The sequence below is a fragment of the Microbacterium sp. ET2 genome, from assembly GCF_030347395.1.
Classification (GTDB): domain Bacteria; phylum Actinomycetota; class Actinomycetes; order Actinomycetales; family Microbacteriaceae; genus Microbacterium; species Microbacterium albipurpureum.
The window spans coordinates 982,037-999,193 of the sequence record NZ_CP128170.1; the positions used below are offsets into that span (position 1 = coordinate 982,037).

Sequence of the window (17,157 nt, forward strand, 5' to 3'; positions counted from 1 at the left end):
GCGGGTCAGCCCAGAACCGCCGGGGGCGGCGCTTCCTCACCGAGCACGTGCTCCGCGAGGAACGCGAACACCGTGTCGTACCAGACCACGGCGTGCTGAGGCTTCAAGACCCAGTGGTTCTCGTCGGGGAAATACAGGAAGCGGTGCGGCATGCGCCCGTCGGCGTCGGCGTGGTGTTCGGCGAGATCCGACCAGAGCCGAAGGCCTTCGCCGATCGGCACCCGGTAGTCCTTGTCGCCGTGCACGACGAGCACGGGCGTGCGGATGTCAGCGACGAAGCGGTGCGGTGAGTGCTCGATCATCGCCTCGGGCGTGAAGATGCGCTGCCAGTAGTCGGAGCTGTCGGTCGTGCCCGCGAACTGGTCGAGTGCCCACAGGCTCGCGTGCGTGACGATCGCGCGGAACCGGTCGGTGTGACCGGCGACCCAGTTGGCCATGTAGCCGCCGAACGACCCGCCCATCGCCGCGGTACGGGACGCGTCGATGTCCTCGCGAGCGGCGACGGCGTCGGTGATCGCCATGAGGTCGGTGTAGGGCTTCCCGCCCCAGCTGTTCCAGCCGCGGGCGATGAAGTCCAGTCCGTAGCCGGTGGACAGTGCCGGATCGGGGAGCAGCACGGCGTAGCCCCGCGCCGCGGCCAGCAGCGGCGCCCATCGCCAGCTCCACGCGTTCCAGCTGTTCAGCGGACCTCCGTGGATCCACAGCAGAAGCGGAGCCGGCGCCCCGCCCGACGCGCCCTCGGGCAGCACGAGCCATGCCCGCACCCGCGCACCGTCTTCGGCGGTGGTCTCGACCTCGGTGATCCGGCCGGGAACGGCGGGCGCGGGAGCGGGCGTGGCGAGAGGTGTCACCGCACCCGACGGGTCGACCCGCACGGGGTGCGGGGGAACCAGCCAGGAGGAGCGGAGCGCGACCAGACCACCGCCCGCTCGATCTACCCGGACGTGCGAGTACGTGAAGTCGTCCGACACGATCGCGGTGACCCCGCTGTCCTTCTCGCCGGGGCCTCCCTCCAGTGGGACCCGGAAGACCGGCCCGCGACCGTTGTCGTCGGCGGTGACGATCAGCGCGTCATCCGTCGCGGCGAATGCGATCGACGAGGGCCAACGGTCCCAATCGGCGGCGACCCGCCGCGCGTCGGATCCATCGAGCTGTGAGACCCAGAGCTCCTGCTCGGTGGGTCCCGCGGGGGTGGACGTCGCGGTGCGGAGGAAGACCAGGCGGGTGCCGTCATGGCTGATCGCCGGCATCTCGATGTCGAAGCCGTCCTCGTCGCGCAGCACGGTGTGCGTTCCGGTGGCGACGTCGATGCTGACCAGAATCCGTCGACCGCCTCGCGGCTCGGGGCGATCGATGCAGGCGACGAGGGTGCTGCCGTCCGGACTCAGCACGGCCTCGGCGTGCCGGAGGGCGCGGCCCGGAGCGGGCATCAGATCGGCGGGGCGCGGAAGGGTCGTCGGGTACGGGGTCGGTTCCGCCGACCCGGCGGTGAGCTGCGCCACGACCTCCGCCTCCTCGGCAGCGGTGTCTTCGACGGCCGCGGCGAGGGTGTCGGCGAGCCCCTCGAGGTCGACGGCGAGCAGGTGGGGCTCGGCCGGGCCGAGATCGTGGTCCCAGAACCTCACCGGATAGGTGTCATGAAGGATCGCCGAGACCTTCTTCTTCGTGCGCTCGGCACGTCGCGCCGCGTCGTCCTCGATCGACGCGGCCGAACGCAGCAGCGGGGCGGAGACGATGACGCGTCCGGCCTGCACCGCGGCGGCCGCGATGCCGCTCACGCCGCCGGCGAGCCGGGTCACCGGCCGCGCTTCGCCGCCCTGCGACGGAAGGAGCCAGAGCTGACCCGGTTCGTCGTCGACATCCGATTCGATGTCATCACGCGCCGAGACGAACAGGATGTCACCGTCCGGCGTGAATGCCGCCCCGCTCTCGCCCTTGGCCGACCGGGTGAGGCGCCGGGGAGCACCGTCGCCGTGGGTGGGCACCGCCCAGAGCGAACGCTCGTACCCCGTGGCATCCTTCTTCAACGCGGCCACCGTCAGCACAGCGGTGGAGCCGTCGGGCGAAAGGGCCAGGCCCTCCACGCGGGGAAGGGCGATGAAATCGTCGAGGGCGTCGAAGGGGGTGCGCATGCCCCCACGCTAACCGAGGCCTGTGCTGCGTCGACCGTGCGGGTGCGGCATGCTGTGGACGAGGAGAGGGGTTGCCGATGCTGGTCGCCGTGGTGGGAGGAGCGGGAACCGTGGGCGCGCACACTGTGCGCGCCCTTCGCGAGAAGGGGCACGACGCCGTGGCGCTCAGTCGCGCCCGTGGTGTGGATGTCGCGAAGGGCGACGGACTGGATGACGCGCTCGTCGGCGTCGAGGCGGTCATCGACACCACGAACCTCTCCACGCTCTCCGCCAAGGCCTCGGTCGCGTTCTTCGAGGCCGGCACCCGTCACCTGCTCGCCGCGGCCGAGCGGGCAGGGGTGTCGCACCTGGTGACCCTCTCCATCGTCGGCGTCGACCGCATGCCGTACGACTACTACGCCGGGAAGGTGGCGCAGGAGCGCCTCGTCGCCGACGGCGCGGTGCCGTGGAGCATCGTCCGCGCGACGCAGTTCCACGAGTTCGCGATGCAGATATACCGGCAGGCTGCGTTCGGGCCGGTTCACCTCGCGCCGCGGGCGCGCCTGCAGCCCGTCGCCGCCGCGGAGGTGGGCGCCTACCTCGCCGACGTCGCCGTCCGCGCCCCGCAGGGGCGTGCGCAGGAGATCGCCGGCCCTCTCGAAGAAGCTCTCGACCGGATGGTGCAGGACTACGCCAGCAGCCTCGACGAGAAAGTGTGGACACCGTCGGTGAGCCTGCCGGGAAAGCAGATGAAGGCCCTCCGCGACGGCCTCGGCCTCCCCGCGGGCGAGCCCCGCCGCGGTTTTCAGACCTACGCGGAGTGGCTCACGTCTCAGCGTGCGTGAGCGGGTGGCCGGCCGGGCGCCGCGAGGTCCGCCTCGTTCTGGTGCCACCGCAGAAGCAGTCGTATCGTTGGCACCAGGAGGTGATGGTCATGGCTGAGATCGGCGATCGCGTCATCATCCACGGCAGAACGGTGGGCGCGGCGGAGCGAACCGGCGTCGTGACCGGCGTCCGCGGGCACGCCGACGAACCGCTGCTGGTCGTCCGCTTCGACGACGGTCACGAGTCGATACTCTCCCCGGGCAGCGACTGCGTCATCGTTCCGCACTGAGTGTCGCGCCGGACGGGCGGTATGGAGGTGAGGGCTACATCTCCTCGTGCGTGAGCGGGTCGCCGTCCCACAGTCGACCGCGCTCGAGCCGCGAGATGTCGGCGACCTCGTCGGCGGTGAGGGAGAAGTCGAAGATGTCGGCGTTCTCGCGCTGACGATCGGGATCGGACGACTTGGGGATCGCGGTGCTGCCGAGTTCGACGTGCCACCGCAGAACGATCTGCGTCGGGGTCCTGCCGTACGCCTCGGCGAGTCGCACGATCACCCGCTCGGTGAGGAGTTCACTGCGGCGAGCGAGCGGGCTCCAGCTCTCGGTGCGGACACCGAGCTCGTCATGGAAGGCGCGGAGCTTCCCCTGCGGGTAGTAGGGGTGCAGTTCCACCTGGTTGACGGCTGGAACGACTCCCGTTGCGTCGACGAGCTCGGTGAGCATCTCCTCGGTGAAATTCGACACCCCGATCGATCCGACCAGACCGGTCTCGCGCGCTTCGATCATGCCGCGCCAGGTGTCGATGTACTTTCCCACGCTCGGGTTGGGCCAGTGGATGAGGTGCATGTCGATGCGCTCGAGCCCGAAGCGGTCGAGCGAATCGCGGATGCTCTGCACGGCCTCTGCCCGACCGTGCTCACGCCCCGGGATCTTGGACGTCACCAGGATCTCGTCGCGAGCGACGGATGACCGCCGCACGGCCTCGCCGACCTCGCGCTCGTTCTCGTAGTTGACTGCGGAGTCGAGCAGCCGGTAGCCGGTGTCGAGCGCCGCGACGATCGCATCGGAGCCCTCTGCTCCGCGCAGGTTGTAGGTGCCGAGCCCCACCTGGGGGAAGGACGCACCGTCATTGAGGGTCACCGTGGGAATGGAGATCATGTCCCCATTGTGGCCGCGGCGCGGCATCCGATGTCCGCTCTTGACGCGACGAGGCCCTAGAGGTCTTCGGGCGCCAGGTCGCCCTGTCCCTCTTCGCCGAGTTCGGCGGCGACGGGGTCCTCCCCCTGAGTCTCGGGCTGGAGGACCTCGTCGGGGTAGGCCTCCTCGGGACCGGCGGCGGCGACGGTGTCGGCGTCGGGCAGGCGCCCCTCGAATTCGAGCTGGGCGAGATCGTCCTCGCCCCCGATCGTGGTGTCGGCCACGCCGGGGCTCGTTTCGCCGACGACCTCGGGGCCGGTCTGGTCGTCGCGGTCGGGGGTGGTTTCGCTGACGTCGCTCATGTCGTTCTCTTCTCGTCGGTGAATGGACACCCGAGTACATCGCGGATCGACGCTTCTCTGCACCGGGGTGACGACGAGCTCACCCTCGCCTATGCTTCTCCGGGCGGCGCGGTCGTGCCGCGCACGCCGACGATCGCCGAGTCGACGACGCTCGCCGCGAGGGCGTCGATGAGCTCGCGCGGCTGCCAGCGCACCGGGCCGTGCACGGCGATGTCGGCGAAGCCGTGCACCGCCGACCAGCACGGCCACTCGGCCAGGGGGCGGCGGTCGGGGGCGAGCGCACCGGCATCCACCATCTCGTCGAGCACCTCCATCAGCAGCCGGAAAGGCGCGACGATCTCGTCGTCGAGCGTGACGATCCCCTCGCTCGCTCGTGTGTCCTGGGTGAAGAACGCGGTCTCGAACCAGCCGCGCTCATCGACGGCGAAAGCGATGTAGGCCAGGCCCACACGACGGAGCCGCTCGATGGATGCCGCGGCGCGGCCGAGTTCGGCCGGAGTGGCGGCGACGCGCTCGGCGATCACCTCTGCCAGCAGGCGCTGCGCCTGCCCTGCGACCGCCCGCACCAGGTGGTCGCGGTCGGAGAAATGCCGATACGCGGCGTTGGGCGAGACGCCGACCGCGCGGGTGATCTCCCGGAGCGAGACGGCGCCCGGTCCTCCCTCGCGCGCTCGTGCGAGCCCTTCCTGGACGAGCGCATGTCGGAGGTCGCCGTGATGATACGTGCGAGCGGAATCGGCCATTGCCTCCTCCGCTCCGGGTGTGTAGATTGGCGCCACCGCCGATGTTCACGGTGTGAACATGAGTCTACCGCAGCAGGTGGCGGGAGCGGCCCCAGCTCACCGGAACGAGCCCGACGGGAACAAGCATGATGAGCACGCAGACCACGGATGTCGCGGCGTACACCCCCGGCCCACGGACGGTTCGCGCGTTCTATCAGGTGCTCGTCAACACCGCCGTCGCCAATGTGACGTCGAGCTACCTGTGGTGGGCGCTGACCTTCTGGGCCTACCTCGAGACGGGGTCGGTGCTGGCGACCTCCATCATCGGCGGGTCCTACATGCTGCTCGTCGCACTCCTCGGCGTCGTCTTCGGGGTTCTCGTCGATCGCATGAAGAAGAAGGCGGTCATGCTGCTCTCGAGCACCGTGACGCTGGTGACGTACCTCCTGGCGGGAGCGCTGTACCTGTCATTCCCCGAGAGCGTGCTGGTCGACTGGGGCGGACCCTGGTTCTGGTTGTTCGCCGGCGTCATCCTCATCGGCGGCGTCGTCGAGAACCTCCGCAACATCGCGCTGTCGACCACCGTCACGCTGCTGATCCCCGCCGACCGACGCGACCGCGCCAACGGCCTGGTCGGAGCGGTTCACGGCATCGCCTTCATGGTCACGAGCGTGTTCTCCGGCCTGTCCGTCGGGCTCCTCGGGATGGGGTGGACCGTGGTGATCGCGGTCGCCGCAACCGCGGTGGCACTGACTCACCTTCTCTTCGTCCCGATCCCCGAACGCGGCGTGGTGCACGTCGAGGGGGTGGTGCCGCAGAGGGGCTTCCGCGGCGTCATCCCCGCGGTCATCGTGGTTCCAGGTCTCCTCGCCCTCATCCTGTTCACCACCTTCAACAACCTGGTCGGCGGCGTCTTCATGGCGCTCATGGATCCCTACGGCCTGGAACTGTTCTCTGTCGAGGTGTGGGGAGTCATCCTCGGCATCACCAGCTTCGGCTTCATCATCGGCGGAGGCATCGTGGCCAAGTTCGGTCTGGGCAAGAACCCGGTGCGAACGCTCCTCCTCATCAACGTCGCCATCGCGATCCTCGGGATGACCTTCGCGATCCGCGAGTGGTGGTGGCTGTATGCGCTCGGACTGCTGATCTTCATGTGCCTCATGCCGATCGCCGAGGCGTCGGAGCAGACGATCATCCAACGGGTCGTGCCCTTCGAGACGCAGGGGCGCGTGTTCGGCTTCGCCGCCAGTGTCGAGTCGGCCGCCGCTCCGGTATCGGCCTTCATCGTCGGACCACTCGCTCAGTTCTGGCTGATCCCCTACATGAACTCCGAGGCGGGGCAGTCCTCGCTCGGCTGGCTCCTCGGGCCGGGCGAGGCACGCGGCATCGCCCTGGTCTTCGTCGCGGCGAGCGCGATTCTGCTGGTCGTCGTGCTGCTGGCGTTCGCCTCGGCGCCGTACCGGCGGTTGTCGCGGGCGTACGCCACGGCGCCGCCCTCGCTCTCGACCGGGCCGGACGGAGAGGCGGAGACGGAATCATCCGGGGCGGTCGGCGAAGCCGGCGAAGACCTGCGCTCGGCGGTGCGCTGAACCGCGGCATCCGTTCACCGATGAAAGGAATCCCATGAGCACCACGACTTCCGCGCTTCCGCCCGTCGTCACCGAGGACGAGTGGCGCAGCGAGCTCGCTGCGCTGCGCGTGCGCGAGAAGGCCGCCACCCGTGAGCTCGACGCGATCGCCGCGCAACGGCGGAGACTTCCGATGGTGAAGCTTCCCGACTATGTGCTCGACGGACCCGCCGGAGCGGTGCGACTCGTCGACATCTTCGCGGGCAGGTCGCAGTTGATCACCTACCACCACATGTGGGACCCCGGAGCCGAATGGCAGTGCGGCGGGTGCACATCGTTCACCTCGCAGTTCACCCGTCTCGGCTTCCTCGATCATTACGACGCGCAGTTCGTCGTCGTCACCCAGGGCGCGATCGATGAGGCCCTGGCCTACCGCGAGAAGGTCGGCAATCGGATGGACTGGTATTCGACCGCGAACAGTCCGTTCGGCGCCGACATGGATGCCCCAGCCGGGGGCGGGTTCGCCGTGAACGTGTTCCTGCGTGACGGCGACACCGTCTACCGCACGTGGCATACGAACGGACGAGGCACCGAGCAGCTCAGCCACACTTTCGCCCTCGTCGACCTGCTGCCGTGGGGGCGTCAGGAGGAATGGCAGGACTCCCCCGAAGGATGGCCGCAGGAGCCGACCTACTCACGCTGGGTCGACCCCGGCGAGATCGCCGCGCGGTACGGAGCCGGCTCCGGCCATCGGGACTGAGCGCACGGTGTCCGCCGAGCGCGGCGATGGTCTCCCGGTGGGCATCGGGAAGCCCGCCCTGCGTGCCCTCGAGGGCGCAGATATACGAACTCTGGCGGATGTCGCAGGGCGACCCCGTGATGAAATCGCCGCCCTTCACGGCGTCGGCCCGGCTGCGCTCCGGGAACTCGATTCCGCTCTCGCCGAGGCGGGGCTGCGCTTCCTGCGCTGATGCGTGCCTCGCAGCGGATGAATCTGGCTCAACCCCAGGTTGAGGGCTTCGAGTTCGAATGTCGGAGGTCGGTGTCATGATTCATACATGCGTTCGAACCCGCGGCTCACTCTCCTCAGTGACGAGGACCGGGTTGAGCTGACCGGCATCCTTGCGGAGGTGGAGGAGGCGCAGGCGGTGTTGGCGGCGGCGGAAGCCAAACAGGCCCGCGTACTGGCGGCGGCGGGGGCGTTCGCGGCGCGGCTGGCTGAGGGGTCGACCGTGGTGGTGCGTGACAGGGATATGGCGTTGCGGGGTGTGGCGGCGGAGATCGCCGCCGCGGTCCGACTCTCGGACCGATCCGTGCAACGGCAGATCGACAGTGCGTTCGCGCTGGTGAAGGATTACGCCGCGACGGTGCACTGCTGGGAGAAGGGGCTGATCACCCGCGCGCATGTCGCGGTGGTCGAAGACATCGGGCGACGCCTGCCGATCGAGCTGAAGGGCGAGTTCGACCAACTCGCCGCCGAGATCTGCCTGGACGAGACCCCCGGGCGGGCTCGTGCGGATTTGGAGATCATCGCCGAGCGCATGCACCCCAGGTCGCTCACCGAACGGCATGGGGAGGCGTTTCGTGAGCGGAAGATCGTCCGGTACTCGATCGGGGAGGGGATGTCGGAGTTGCGTTCTGTGCATTCCACGGTGCTGATCGAGGGGATCTTCCAGCGGGTCACCGATCAGGCGAATGAGGTCATCGCCGCCCGGGAACCGGGATCGGATGACACCCGGTCTCTGGACGAGGTCCGTGCGGACCTGTTCGCCGACATGCTCCTCACCTCCACTCCGAACGTGGACCCCACCGGTCACGGTGATGAGCCGGGAGGGCTCGGGGCGATCACGGCGAAGGTGCAGGTCGTGATCCCCGTCATGGCTCTGATGGGGCAGAGCGATGTCCCGTGCGATCTCGCTGGGGTGGGACCGATCGACGCGAAGACCGCCCGGCTGCTCGCAGGCAACAGCGACGGAACGTGGGAACGGCTCCTCACCCACCCCATCACCGGGTTGACGATGGCGGTGGACACCTACCAGCGCACCAAACCGATGGACCGGTTCCTCAAAGGCAGGGACAAACACTGCCGGTGGCCCGGATGCCGCATGCCCGCCCGCAAATGCGAAGTCGACCACAACCATGACGCCGCCCTCGGTGGGAAAACCGAGATCTGCAATCTTTGCTGCCTGTGTCAGAGGCACCACAGCATGAAACAGTTCACCGCCTGGAAAGTCCGACAACTCCCCGGCGGGATCCTGGAGTGGACCTCCCCGACAGGGCGGATCTACATCGACAACCCACCCGGCCACGGGGTGCACTTCACCCCGGAAGAGGATCTCCCGGATGACCTGTGGGCGAAGTGGACCAACCCTGGCCTGGAGTTCCGGATCACCGACGAACCCGCCGACAACCCCCACGAACCCGCACCCTTCTGAGCATCGCGGGCCGCCAGGTGGTCGCGTGCGCCGCCATTTCTCCGCTCGAGCCGCGGAGTGACAGCCTGGAACGACCCTGCTACCGTCGAGGCGTGGGAACGATACACATGGCGCCCGTGATGGCGCTCACCGCTCTGGTCCGCGACCGCCGCGCCTGACGGCGCGACCGCTTCCTCGCACCGCGCCGTCTCCTCCGAGTCCTTCTGCACTCGGACGGGCGCTCTTCGGCGTACTCCGCCCCTTCACGTCCCGCACCGGGTGCTCCCCTCTCCATCGGAGTACGCCCATGCCTCGTTCCTTGCACGGCGGCCGACACGAACTCGGCCAGAACTTCCTCATCCACACTCCTTCCCTCGACCGTATCGACACCCTCGTCCGCGGCACGCTCGGCTCGATCCTCGAGATCGGCGCCGGCGACGGCGCTCTGACGCGTCGCCTCGCAGCGACGGGGCGTCCGCTGACCGCCATCGACATCGACGAGCACCGCACGCGTCGCCTCGCCCGGTTCCTGCCCGGTGTCACGGTTCGACAGGCGGACGCCCTGCGTCATCCGGTTCGAGATCCCGTGATCGTCGGCAACGTCCCGTTCCACCTCACCACCCCGATCCTGCGTCGCTTGCTCGGCGAGCCGCGATGGACGGACGCAGTGCTCGTGACGCAGTGGGAGGTGGCACGAAAACGAGCGGGCGTCGGCGGGCAGACGATGATGACCGCGCAGAGTGGCCCCTGGTTCACTTTCGCACTCCATGGCAGGATCCCGCGGTCGGGTTTCACCCCTGCGCCGAGCGTCGACGGCGGGATCCTCACGATCACACGCCGCAGCGACCCCATGCTCCCCGCCCGGGCGCGCCGCAGCTACGAGCGGTTCGTGGCGGCGGTGTTCTCCGGGAGGGGCCGCAGCCTCGACCAGATCGTCGCGGGCGCCGCGCGGATCGACCGCAGGATCGCGCGGCTCGCCCTCGCTCACGCGGGCGTGGAGCCGCGGGCGCTCCCGCGCGATCTGACGGCGTCTCAGTGGGCGGCGCTGTGGACGGCGCTGCCGCGAAGCGGGAGAGGGGCGGACTGACAGGCCCTGGCTACGATCGGGACTCTCGCGTAGAAAAGGGTCGGTCAGAGGAGGACACACGTGATCGACCGGGATGGGCTGGCGGAGTTCCTCCGTCGACGACGCGAATCGCTGCAACCCGAAGACGTCGGACTGACGCGCGGACCGCGCCGGCGCACGGACGGCCTGCGGCGGGAGGAGGTCGCCGCGCTCTGTCACATGTCGACGGATTACTACGCGCGCCTCGAGCGGGCGACCGGTCCGCACCCGTCGGAACAGATGATCGCCGCGATCGCGCAGGGGCTCCACCTCACTCTCGATGAGCGCGATCACCTCTTCCGGCTCGCCGGTCATCAGCCGCCGCTGCGCGACACGACGAGCGAGCACATCAGCCCGGGGCTCCTCCGGATCCTCGATCGCCTGTCCGATACCCCGGCGGAGATCGTCACAGAGCTCGGCGAGACCCTGCGTCAGACGCCCCTCGGAGTCGCCGTGCTCGGCGACGCCTCGCAACGCACGGGCCCCGCGCGGAGCCTCGGCTACCGGTGGTTCACCGAGCCGGCCGCGCGGGCCGCCTACTCCCCCGACGAGCAGCGCCAACTGTCGCGGGTGTACGCCTCCGGTCTGCGTGAACTGGTCGCTCGGCGGGGCTCGCAGTCACGCGCCGCGGCGATGGTCGCGCTGCTGCAGGACAATCCCCTCTTCCGAGAGGTGTGGGACACGCACGAGGTCGGCGCCCGACCGACCGAAGCCAAACGCTTCCACCACCCGTCGGTGGGGCACCTCGAGCTGACATGCCAGACGCTCCTGGACCCGGATCAGTCCCACCGGCTGCTCGTCTACACAGCCGAGCCCGGCACCGAATCGCACGAGAAGCTGCAGCTGCTCGCGGTCCTCGGCAGCGAAGCGTTCGCCACCTGACGCAGCCCGACGCAGAGGGGTGGACCGCTCAGCAGTGGATCGTCGGGTCCTGGATGTCACGGCGCGACCGACCGAGCATGGATTCACCGCCCCGACCGGGGCCACGTGAACGAAGGACGACTCACCATGACTCGCACCGCAGGCATCTCGATCCCCGACCTCACCGGAAAGCTCGCCATCGTCACCGGCGCGAGCGACGGCATCGGCGTGATCATCGCCCGCCGCCTCGCCGCGGCCAGCGCCGAGGTCATCATGCCGGTTCGTTCGGCCGCGAAGGGAGACGCCGCGATCAGCCGCATCCGCTCGGCCGTCCCCGGGGCGACCGTGAGCACCCGCACACTCGACCTCTCGTCGCTGGCGTCGATCTCGGCGCTCGCCGCACAGCTGAGCGAGGAGGGCCGCCCGGTCGACATCCTCATCAACAACGCCGGCGTCATGCGGCCGCCGACCCGGCAGGTCACCGCCGACGGCTTCGAGCTGCAGTGGGGGACGAACCACCTCGGCCACTTCGCCCTGACCCTCGGACTCCTCCCGCTTCTGCGTGCGGGGGGCGCGCGCGTCACCCACCAGACGAGCATCGCCGCGCGAAACGGCGAGATCGCGTGGAACGACCTCAACTCCGAGCAGGACTACGACGCGATGCGCGCGTATGTCGCCTCGAAGATCGCCGTCGGCCTCTTCGCCCGCGAGCTGGACGCACGCAGCCGAGCCGGCGGCTGGGGAATCAGCAGCAATCTCTCGCACCCTGGGGTGTCGCCCACCAATCTGCTCGCCGCCCAACCCGGTATGGGTCGGGCACGAGTGACGCCCGAACGACGTGTGATCGGGATGCTCGCTCGCGTCGGTGTGACGGGAACTCCCGAGACAGCCGCACAGCCGGCCCTCATGGCGGCGACGGCGAACCACGCCCGCGGCGACGAATTCTTCGGGCCGAAGCGACTGATCGGCGGTGGCCCGGCGAGGATCGAGCTGTGGCAGCCGCTGCAGAGCATGGATGACGCCCGCCGCCTGTGGGCGGCGTCGGAGGAACTCGTCGGCATTCACGTCCCACGCTGAGACCCGAGCGAGATCGCTCAGCGGGCGAGCAGCTCCTCGCGAACCGCGCGGCGCAGCACCTTGCCGATCTGAGACCGAGGCAGGTCCTCGACGTCGACGATGCGCTTGGGCACCTTGTACGCGGTGACGTGCGACCGGCAGAAGTCTCGCAGAGATCCGGCGTCGAAGACCGCGCCGTCCTTCAGTACGACAGCGGCGACCACGTCTTCGCCGCCGGCGGCGCGCGGCATGCCGACGACGGCGGCGCCCACGACATCCGGATGCATCATCAGCACCCCCTCGATCTCACTCGGGCTCACGTTGAAACCGCCCGTGATGATGAGCTCCTTGACCCGGTCGATGACGGTGACGAAGCCGTCGGGTGAGACGGTGACGATGTCGCCCGTGCGAAGCCACCCGTCCTCGAGCAGCACCGCCGCGGTCTCGTCTGGCCGGTGCCAGTATCCCTGGAAGACCTGCGGCCCGCGCACCAGCAGCTCACCCGCCTGGCCGATCGGGCGATCGACGGTGGGATCGTCCGGGTCGACCACGCGGATCTCGGTGCTGGGGAAGGGCACCCCGACTGTGCCCGGGCGACGCGAGGGTCCGATCGGGTTTCCGAGGGCGACCGGCGAGGTCTCGGTCATGCCGTAACCCTCGACGAGAAGGCCTCCCGTCGCCTCCTCCCATCGCGTCACCGTCGGTACCGGAAGGCTCATCGCCCCCGAGATGGCGAAGCGGATGCTGGTGAGATCGACGTTCTTGCGCGAGGTGGCCCGCGCGAGGGCGTCGTAGATCGGCGGTACCCCGGGAAGGAAGGTGGGCGGCGAGGTCTTGGCCGCGGCGACGACGAGGCCGACGTCGAACTTCGGGAACAGCACGATACGCGCACCGATCGAGATCGCGAAGGTGAGGCAGAGGGTGAGTCCGTACGCGTGGAACATCGGCAGCACGGCGTAGAAGGTCTCGGCTCCCTCGGCGAGACCCGGCACCCAGGCACGCCCCTGGGCGGCGTTGGAGCGGAGGTTCCGGTGCGAGAGGATGGCCGCCTTCGGGGTGCCGGTGGTCCCGCTCGTCAGCTGCAGCAGCGCGATGTCATCCAGCGAGGGGCGCGGGTACGACTTCGACAGCCGACGGGCCTTCACCAGCTGCGACCACGACAGGATGCCCTTCGCCTTCGGCGTCGAGGTCATCGCGTCCCGCGACGCGCGCGCCGCCCGCACCGGAAGGCGGAGCGCGAGGCGCTTGCCGAACGGCAGGGCGTCGGGCATGCGCACCGCCACGATCGCCGCCGGCGCGATGTCGCGCGGGAAGTCTGCGACGACATCGGCGACCTTGTCCCACACGATCGCAACGACTGCCTCGTGCACTTCGAACTGGTGACGGAGCTCCCGGGCCGTGTAGAGGGGGTTGTGCTCGACCACGATGGCACCGACACGGAGGGCGGCGTAGAAAGCCACGACGTGCTGCGGGCAGTTGGGAAGCACGAGCGCGACCCGGTCGCCCGCGCGAACGCCGAGCTTGCGGAGGGCGTTCGCCGCCCGCGAGACCTGCTCACCCAGTTCGTCGTACCGGGTCTCGGCTCCGAAGAATTCCAGCGCCACCTTCTTCCCGTACCGCGACACCGCTCCGTCGAGGAGGTCGACGAGCGTCTCGGCGACCGGTTCGATCTCGGCCGGCACGCCCTCGGCGTAGGCGCCAAGCCAGGGACGGTCGTCGAGGACGGAGTGGTTCGGCGTGGGATTCGCGCTCATCTCAGCGTCTCCTTCATCGGGTCTTACGCCAGCGTAGGCGCGACGCGGGCGCGCGATGGGATGATCGGCGCGTGGGGAAGCGACCCGACCTCGAGACGCTCGTGCTCATGCGGCAGGTGCGAGACCGCATGGACCGCGAATACCCACAGCCACTCGATCTCGCCTCCCTCGCGCGAGGCGTGCACATGTCTGCAGGGCATCTCAGCCGCCAATTCCTGCTCGCCTACGGCGAGACGCCCTACGCCTACCTGATGACGCGGCGCATCGAACGGGCGATGACCCTCCTGCGCCGCGGCGATCTCACGGTGACCGAGGTCTGCTTCGAGGTGGGATGCCAGTCGCTCGGCACCTTCAGCACCCGCTTCACCGAGCTCGTCGGAGTTCCTCCGAGCGTCTACCGCGAGCGCGGTGCGCCCTTCCGGCCCGGGATGCTGCCGTGCATCGCCCGGCAGGTGACCAGACCGATCAGGATTCGAGAAGCGCGCCACCCACGCGCGCTCTAGCGTGAAGCCATGGACATCACGATTGACTCGAGCTTCCTGCCGCACACCGACCCCGAGGCATCCCTGATCTTCTATCGCGATGTGCTCGGCTTCGAGGTCAGACTGGACGTCGGCTACGAGGACATGCGCTGGATCACGGTCGGACCGGTGGGCCAGCCCGACACCGCGATCGTGCTCCACCCGCCGGCCGTCGGGAACGACGTCTCCGACGACGAGCGCGACATGCTGCTCGGCCTCATCGCCAAGGGGAGCTACTTCGGGGTCAATCTGGCCACCGATGACCTCGATGCGGCCTTCGAGCGCATCGAAGCGGCAGGCGCCGACATCGTCCAAGAGCCGATAGAGCAGGACTACGGCGTCCGCGATGCGGCGTTCCGCGACCCGGCGGGCAATCTGATCCGCCTGCAGCAGAAAGGGGATGCCTGAGATGGCACCGGAGAAGTCCGAGACGAAATCCGGATTCAGCGACAGCGAGCGCGCGGCGATGCAGCAGCGCGCCGAGGAGCTGCGATCGATGAAGGGGGTGAAGGGCGCGGCGAAGAAGGCGAAGGAGCTCGAGGCCTGTCTCACCGCCATCGCAGAGCTGCCCGACCGTGATCGCGCCATCGCCGAGCGCCTGCACGTGATGGTCAGCGAAGAGGCACCCGCTCTCGACCCCAAGACGTGGTACGGATTCCCGACCTACGCCCAGGACGGCAAGAACATCCTCTTCTACCAGCCTGCCTCGAAGTTCGACACCCGGTACGGCACCGTGAACTTCGCCGAGGATGCCGCGATCGACGACGGGGAGATGTGGGCCGTGTCGTTCGCCCTGCTGGAGATGACCGACGCGGCCGAGAAGAAGATCCGCGGGCTCATCCGGAGGGCGGTGGCGGCGGGCTGACTCGGGCCGGGTGGGGGGTTCTGGCGTGTCGCGCCATCCAGAGGGACCATAGACCGATGGAGTTCCGTGGCGTGGTCCCCATGGATGCCCCCGATCCGAGCGTCGCCTCCGAGGAGCGACTGCGGAGCATTGCATTCCCCGTCCTGCAGCTCGTCCCCCAGCCCACCCTGGCGCGCATGCCGATCACCGGTTTCGCCGAGTCGACGGGGACGGGCGGGCTCGCTCATCAGACGGTGTCGTTCTCATACACGCTCTGGCGTTATCCCGACGATCGCTCGGACCCCCGCAACGAGGTGGAGCTGGATGCTGCGACACGTCGTGCCATCGACGAAGAACCGCCCTGGGGACGCCCGGCCTGGTTGATCGAACAGGCGCAGCTCTTCCGCTACCCCATGGTCTCGGAGGCGGTCCGCACCACATGGCATGCCGACCCGTCTGCTCCTCACGCATCACTCGAAACGCAGCTGGTCCACCACATGAATCACGTGCTGCGCAACCGGTTCCGCGAGGAGCTCGGGCTCCCGGCGGGTCCGACCAGGGATCGGTCATGGCAGGTGCGCCCATCAGGTGTCGTCCCCGGCACGGTGCGGGTGGACGGACGCGAGGTCGATGGCATCACGGTCGACACCGACCCCTTCGTCATCGGGACGGGGGTCCGGGTGGATCCCCAGGTCGTCTGCACCGTGGTTCTGGCGCGCGAGGACATGTCGTTCATCGACATGGCCCTCGAGACCCTTCGCACACCAGCCTGACCCGTGGGGGTGGTCGCGGGTATGGTGCACGTCATGACCTTCGTGAATGTGGGAACACTGGGCGCGCTGCCCGGAAAGCGTGACGAGCTGATCGCGCTGCTGACCCGGCCGAGCACCGTTCTCACCGCCGTCGGGTGTCTGGCTTACGAGGTGGGCACCGATGACAGCGAACCGGACACGGTTTTCGTGATGGAGCTGTGGCAGAGCGCCGAAGCGCACCGCGCCTCGCTCGCCCTGCCGGAGGTGCAGTCGCAGATCGCCGAGGCGCGTCCGCTTCTCTCCGGCGCATTCGGGGGCTTCCGGTTCGACGTGGTGGGCTCGCCGCTGCGAACCTGAGGGCCGCCCGGCGGTGGAGCCGCCCGGTATTCGCCGGACGGCCCCCGATCGATGCGGAATCTCAGCCTTTGCGCAGACGCGCCGCGACGCGTGACTGGATGCGACCCGTCACGAGCACCGCTCCGAGGATGATCAGGAATGCCCCGCTCAACACCCCGCCGCCCATCTGGCTGAAGAAGACCAGGGTCAACTGTATGAACGGAAGCGGCAGCACGAGCCACAGGCTGACACGGCGCGCACGTGCGAGGGTCGCCGTCAGACCGATGGCGCCGACGAGCCACAGGGCATTGGCCGCCATGGCGACGATCGGGAAGAAGGCGAGGTCGACGCCGTTGACGGCGCTCGTGACCGTGCCCGTGGTGAGGAGCACCGTACCCGCCGCCGCGACGAAGGCGCCCCAGCTCGACCGGGCGTAGCGCGCGAGTCCGAGGAACAGCACAGCGAGCGCCCACAGCGACACCGTGAACATGAGCAGGATGATCCGGGTGCGCGGATCGATCTCGGGAGTCTCGTCCTGCGGGAAGACGATCTGCAGGACGCCGGTGACGAGCGAGAGCCCCCCGGCGACGATCGCCGCCGCCCCGGCGAATCGAGCACTGACGGCGCTGATGAGACGCCCGCCGCGAGGAGCGGGAACGGTCACCGCCGCAGCGGCGACGGGAGAGTTGGTGGAGGTAGCCATGGTCGGGCCTTTCGAGTCGTATCGGCGTCACCCCGACGCCGAGGTGACGACTGCGAAGCTACGGTGGCGGCGGTGGCGCCGGCATCC

General features: G+C 69.0%; 19 protein-coding genes. 13 read left to right on the forward strand and 6 right to left on the reverse strand.

The genetic code is table 11. From position 1 onward, the window contains the following. Positions 1-5: 5 nt before the first annotated feature. On the reverse strand, positions 6-2,132 hold the full coding sequence (locus tag QSU92_RS04830; RefSeq protein ID WP_289265049.1) for a S9 family peptidase: 2,127 nt from the start codon (positions 2,130-2,132) through the stop codon (positions 6-8). A 77-nt stretch (positions 2,133-2,209) separates the two neighbouring features. Between QSU92_RS04830 and QSU92_RS04835 the strand changes: the two genes are divergently transcribed. Continuing rightward, a complete protein-coding gene (locus QSU92_RS04835) occupies positions 2,210-2,956 on the forward strand; it encodes an SDR family oxidoreductase (protein ID WP_289265050.1) in 747 nt (248 codons plus the stop codon). A gap of 89 nt (positions 2,957-3,045) precedes the next feature. Then, the gene (locus QSU92_RS04840) at positions 3,046-3,225 is read left to right on the forward strand and encodes a DUF1918 domain-containing protein (RefSeq protein ID WP_218869744.1); all 180 of its coding nucleotides are present in this window, start codon (positions 3,046-3,048) and stop codon (positions 3,223-3,225) included. 34 nt (positions 3,226-3,259) lie between these two features. Here QSU92_RS04840 and QSU92_RS04845 read toward each other — a convergent pair whose 3' ends face one another. The 3 genes from QSU92_RS04845 to QSU92_RS04855 form a co-directional block, all read right to left on the reverse strand. Then, the gene (locus QSU92_RS04845; RefSeq protein ID WP_289265051.1) at positions 3,260-4,093 is read right to left on the reverse strand and encodes an aldo/keto reductase; all 834 of its coding nucleotides are present in this window, start codon (positions 4,091-4,093) and stop codon (positions 3,260-3,262) included. A 56-nt stretch (positions 4,094-4,149) separates the two neighbouring features. Next, positions 4,150-4,434 (reverse strand): hypothetical protein, encoded by a 285-nt coding sequence (locus tag QSU92_RS04850; RefSeq protein WP_289265052.1) that lies wholly within the window; start codon positions 4,432-4,434, stop codon positions 4,150-4,152. Between the two features lie 89 nt (positions 4,435-4,523). Beyond that, complete coding sequence (locus QSU92_RS04855) at positions 4,524-5,177, reverse strand: TetR/AcrR family transcriptional regulator (RefSeq protein ID WP_289265053.1); 654 nt, start codon at positions 5,175-5,177, stop codon at positions 4,524-4,526. Positions 5,178-5,305: 128 nt separating this feature from the next. On the opposite strand from QSU92_RS04855, the gene QSU92_RS04860 reads away from it, so the two are divergent. From QSU92_RS04860 to QSU92_RS04885, 6 genes are all read left to right on the forward strand, one after another. Beyond that, positions 5,306-6,745, forward strand: a complete 1,440-nt coding sequence (locus QSU92_RS04860; protein ID WP_289265054.1) for an MFS transporter — start codon at positions 5,306-5,308, stop codon at positions 6,743-6,745. 34 nt (positions 6,746-6,779) lie between these two features. Continuing rightward, positions 6,780-7,484, forward strand: a complete 705-nt coding sequence (locus QSU92_RS04865) for a DUF899 domain-containing protein (RefSeq protein WP_289265055.1) — start codon at positions 6,780-6,782, stop codon at positions 7,482-7,484. 298 nt (positions 7,485-7,782) lie between these two features. After that, positions 7,783-9,159: an HNH endonuclease gene (locus QSU92_RS04870; protein WP_289265056.1), complete on the forward strand. Its 1,377-nt coding sequence runs from the start codon at positions 7,783-7,785 to the stop codon at positions 9,157-9,159. A 286-nt stretch (positions 9,160-9,445) separates the two neighbouring features. Next, positions 9,446-10,225, forward strand: coding sequence for a 23S ribosomal RNA methyltransferase Erm (erm, locus tag QSU92_RS04875; protein ID WP_289265057.1), 780 nt, complete (start codon positions 9,446-9,448; stop codon positions 10,223-10,225). 60 nt (positions 10,226-10,285) lie between these two features. Beyond that, a complete protein-coding gene (locus QSU92_RS04880) occupies positions 10,286-11,125 on the forward strand; it encodes a helix-turn-helix transcriptional regulator (RefSeq protein WP_289265058.1) in 840 nt (279 codons plus the stop codon). Between the two features lie 126 nt (positions 11,126-11,251). After that, positions 11,252-12,181 carry an SDR family oxidoreductase gene (locus QSU92_RS04885; RefSeq protein ID WP_289265059.1) on the forward strand — a complete coding sequence of 310 codons (930 nt, stop codon included), beginning with the start codon at positions 11,252-11,254 and terminating at the stop codon, positions 12,179-12,181. 17 nt (positions 12,182-12,198) lie between these two features. On the opposite strand, the gene QSU92_RS04890 is transcribed toward QSU92_RS04885, so the two are convergent. Further along, positions 12,199-13,914, reverse strand: coding sequence for a long-chain-fatty-acid--CoA ligase (locus QSU92_RS04890; protein ID WP_289265060.1), 1,716 nt, complete (start codon positions 13,912-13,914; stop codon positions 12,199-12,201). Positions 13,915-14,021: 107 nt separating this feature from the next. Here QSU92_RS04890 and QSU92_RS04895 point away from each other — a divergent pair, with 107 nt between their 5' ends. The 5 genes from QSU92_RS04895 to QSU92_RS04915 are packed head-to-tail and all read left to right on the forward strand — an operon-like array spanning position 14,022 to position 16,388. After that, a complete protein-coding gene (locus QSU92_RS04895) occupies positions 14,022-14,417 on the forward strand; it encodes a helix-turn-helix transcriptional regulator (RefSeq protein WP_289265822.1) in 396 nt (131 codons plus the stop codon). A gap of 9 nt (positions 14,418-14,426) precedes the next feature. Beyond that, positions 14,427-14,843, forward strand: coding sequence for a VOC family protein (locus QSU92_RS04900; RefSeq protein ID WP_289265061.1), 417 nt, complete (start codon positions 14,427-14,429; stop codon positions 14,841-14,843). Between the two features lies 1 nt (position 14,844). After that, complete coding sequence (locus tag QSU92_RS04905) at positions 14,845-15,300, forward strand: iron chaperone (RefSeq protein WP_289265062.1); 456 nt, start codon at positions 14,845-14,847, stop codon at positions 15,298-15,300. A 56-nt stretch (positions 15,301-15,356) separates the two neighbouring features. Next, positions 15,357-16,052, forward strand: coding sequence for a hypothetical protein (locus QSU92_RS04910; protein WP_289265063.1), 696 nt, complete (start codon positions 15,357-15,359; stop codon positions 16,050-16,052). A gap of 33 nt (positions 16,053-16,085) precedes the next feature. Then, positions 16,086-16,388: a putative quinol monooxygenase gene (locus tag QSU92_RS04915; RefSeq protein WP_289265064.1), complete on the forward strand. Its 303-nt coding sequence runs from the start codon at positions 16,086-16,088 to the stop codon at positions 16,386-16,388. Positions 16,389-16,449: 61 nt separating this feature from the next. Here QSU92_RS04915 and QSU92_RS04920 read toward each other — a convergent pair whose 3' ends face one another. Continuing rightward, positions 16,450-17,070, reverse strand: a complete 621-nt coding sequence (locus QSU92_RS04920) for a hypothetical protein (RefSeq protein WP_289265065.1) — start codon at positions 17,068-17,070, stop codon at positions 16,450-16,452. Between the last annotated feature and the right edge of the window lie 87 nt (positions 17,071-17,157).

Bases quoted from the DNA above. Each gene is read 5' to 3' on its own strand.
- QSU92_RS04830 (WP_289265049.1), bottom strand. From the start codon at position 2,132: ATGCGCACCCCCTTCGACGCCCTCGACGATTTCATCGCCCTTCCCCGC.
- QSU92_RS04835 (WP_289265050.1), top strand. From the start codon at position 2,210: ATGCTGGTCGCCGTGGTGGGAGGAGCGGGAACCGTGGGCGCGCACACT.
- QSU92_RS04840 (WP_218869744.1), top strand. From the start codon at position 3,046: ATGGCTGAGATCGGCGATCGCGTCATCATCCACGGCAGAACGGTGGGC.
- QSU92_RS04845 (WP_289265051.1), bottom strand. From the start codon at position 4,093: ATGATCTCCATTCCCACGGTGACCCTCAATGACGGTGCGTCCTTCCCC.
- QSU92_RS04850 (WP_289265052.1), bottom strand. From the start codon at position 4,434: ATGAGCGACGTCAGCGAAACCACCCCCGACCGCGACGACCAGACCGGC.
- QSU92_RS04855 (WP_289265053.1), bottom strand. From the start codon at position 5,177: ATGGCCGATTCCGCTCGCACGTATCATCACGGCGACCTCCGACATGCG.
- QSU92_RS04860 (WP_289265054.1), top strand. From the start codon at position 5,306: ATGAGCACGCAGACCACGGATGTCGCGGCGTACACCCCCGGCCCACGG.
- QSU92_RS04865 (WP_289265055.1), top strand. From the start codon at position 6,780: ATGAGCACCACGACTTCCGCGCTTCCGCCCGTCGTCACCGAGGACGAG.
- QSU92_RS04870 (WP_289265056.1), top strand. From the start codon at position 7,783: ATGCGTTCGAACCCGCGGCTCACTCTCCTCAGTGACGAGGACCGGGTT.
- erm (WP_289265057.1), top strand. From the start codon at position 9,446: ATGCCTCGTTCCTTGCACGGCGGCCGACACGAACTCGGCCAGAACTTC.
- QSU92_RS04885 (WP_289265059.1), top strand. From the start codon at position 11,252: ATGACTCGCACCGCAGGCATCTCGATCCCCGACCTCACCGGAAAGCTC.
- QSU92_RS04890 (WP_289265060.1), bottom strand. From the start codon at position 13,914: ATGAGCGCGAATCCCACGCCGAACCACTCCGTCCTCGACGACCGTCCC.
- QSU92_RS04895 (WP_289265822.1), top strand. From the start codon at position 14,022: ATGCGGCAGGTGCGAGACCGCATGGACCGCGAATACCCACAGCCACTC.
- QSU92_RS04900 (WP_289265061.1), top strand. From the start codon at position 14,427: ATGGACATCACGATTGACTCGAGCTTCCTGCCGCACACCGACCCCGAG.
- QSU92_RS04905 (WP_289265062.1), top strand. From the start codon at position 14,845: ATGGCACCGGAGAAGTCCGAGACGAAATCCGGATTCAGCGACAGCGAG.
- QSU92_RS04910 (WP_289265063.1), top strand. From the start codon at position 15,357: ATGGAGTTCCGTGGCGTGGTCCCCATGGATGCCCCCGATCCGAGCGTC.
- QSU92_RS04915 (WP_289265064.1), top strand. From the start codon at position 16,086: ATGACCTTCGTGAATGTGGGAACACTGGGCGCGCTGCCCGGAAAGCGT.
- QSU92_RS04920 (WP_289265065.1), bottom strand. From the start codon at position 17,070: ATGGCTACCTCCACCAACTCTCCCGTCGCCGCTGCGGCGGTGACCGTT.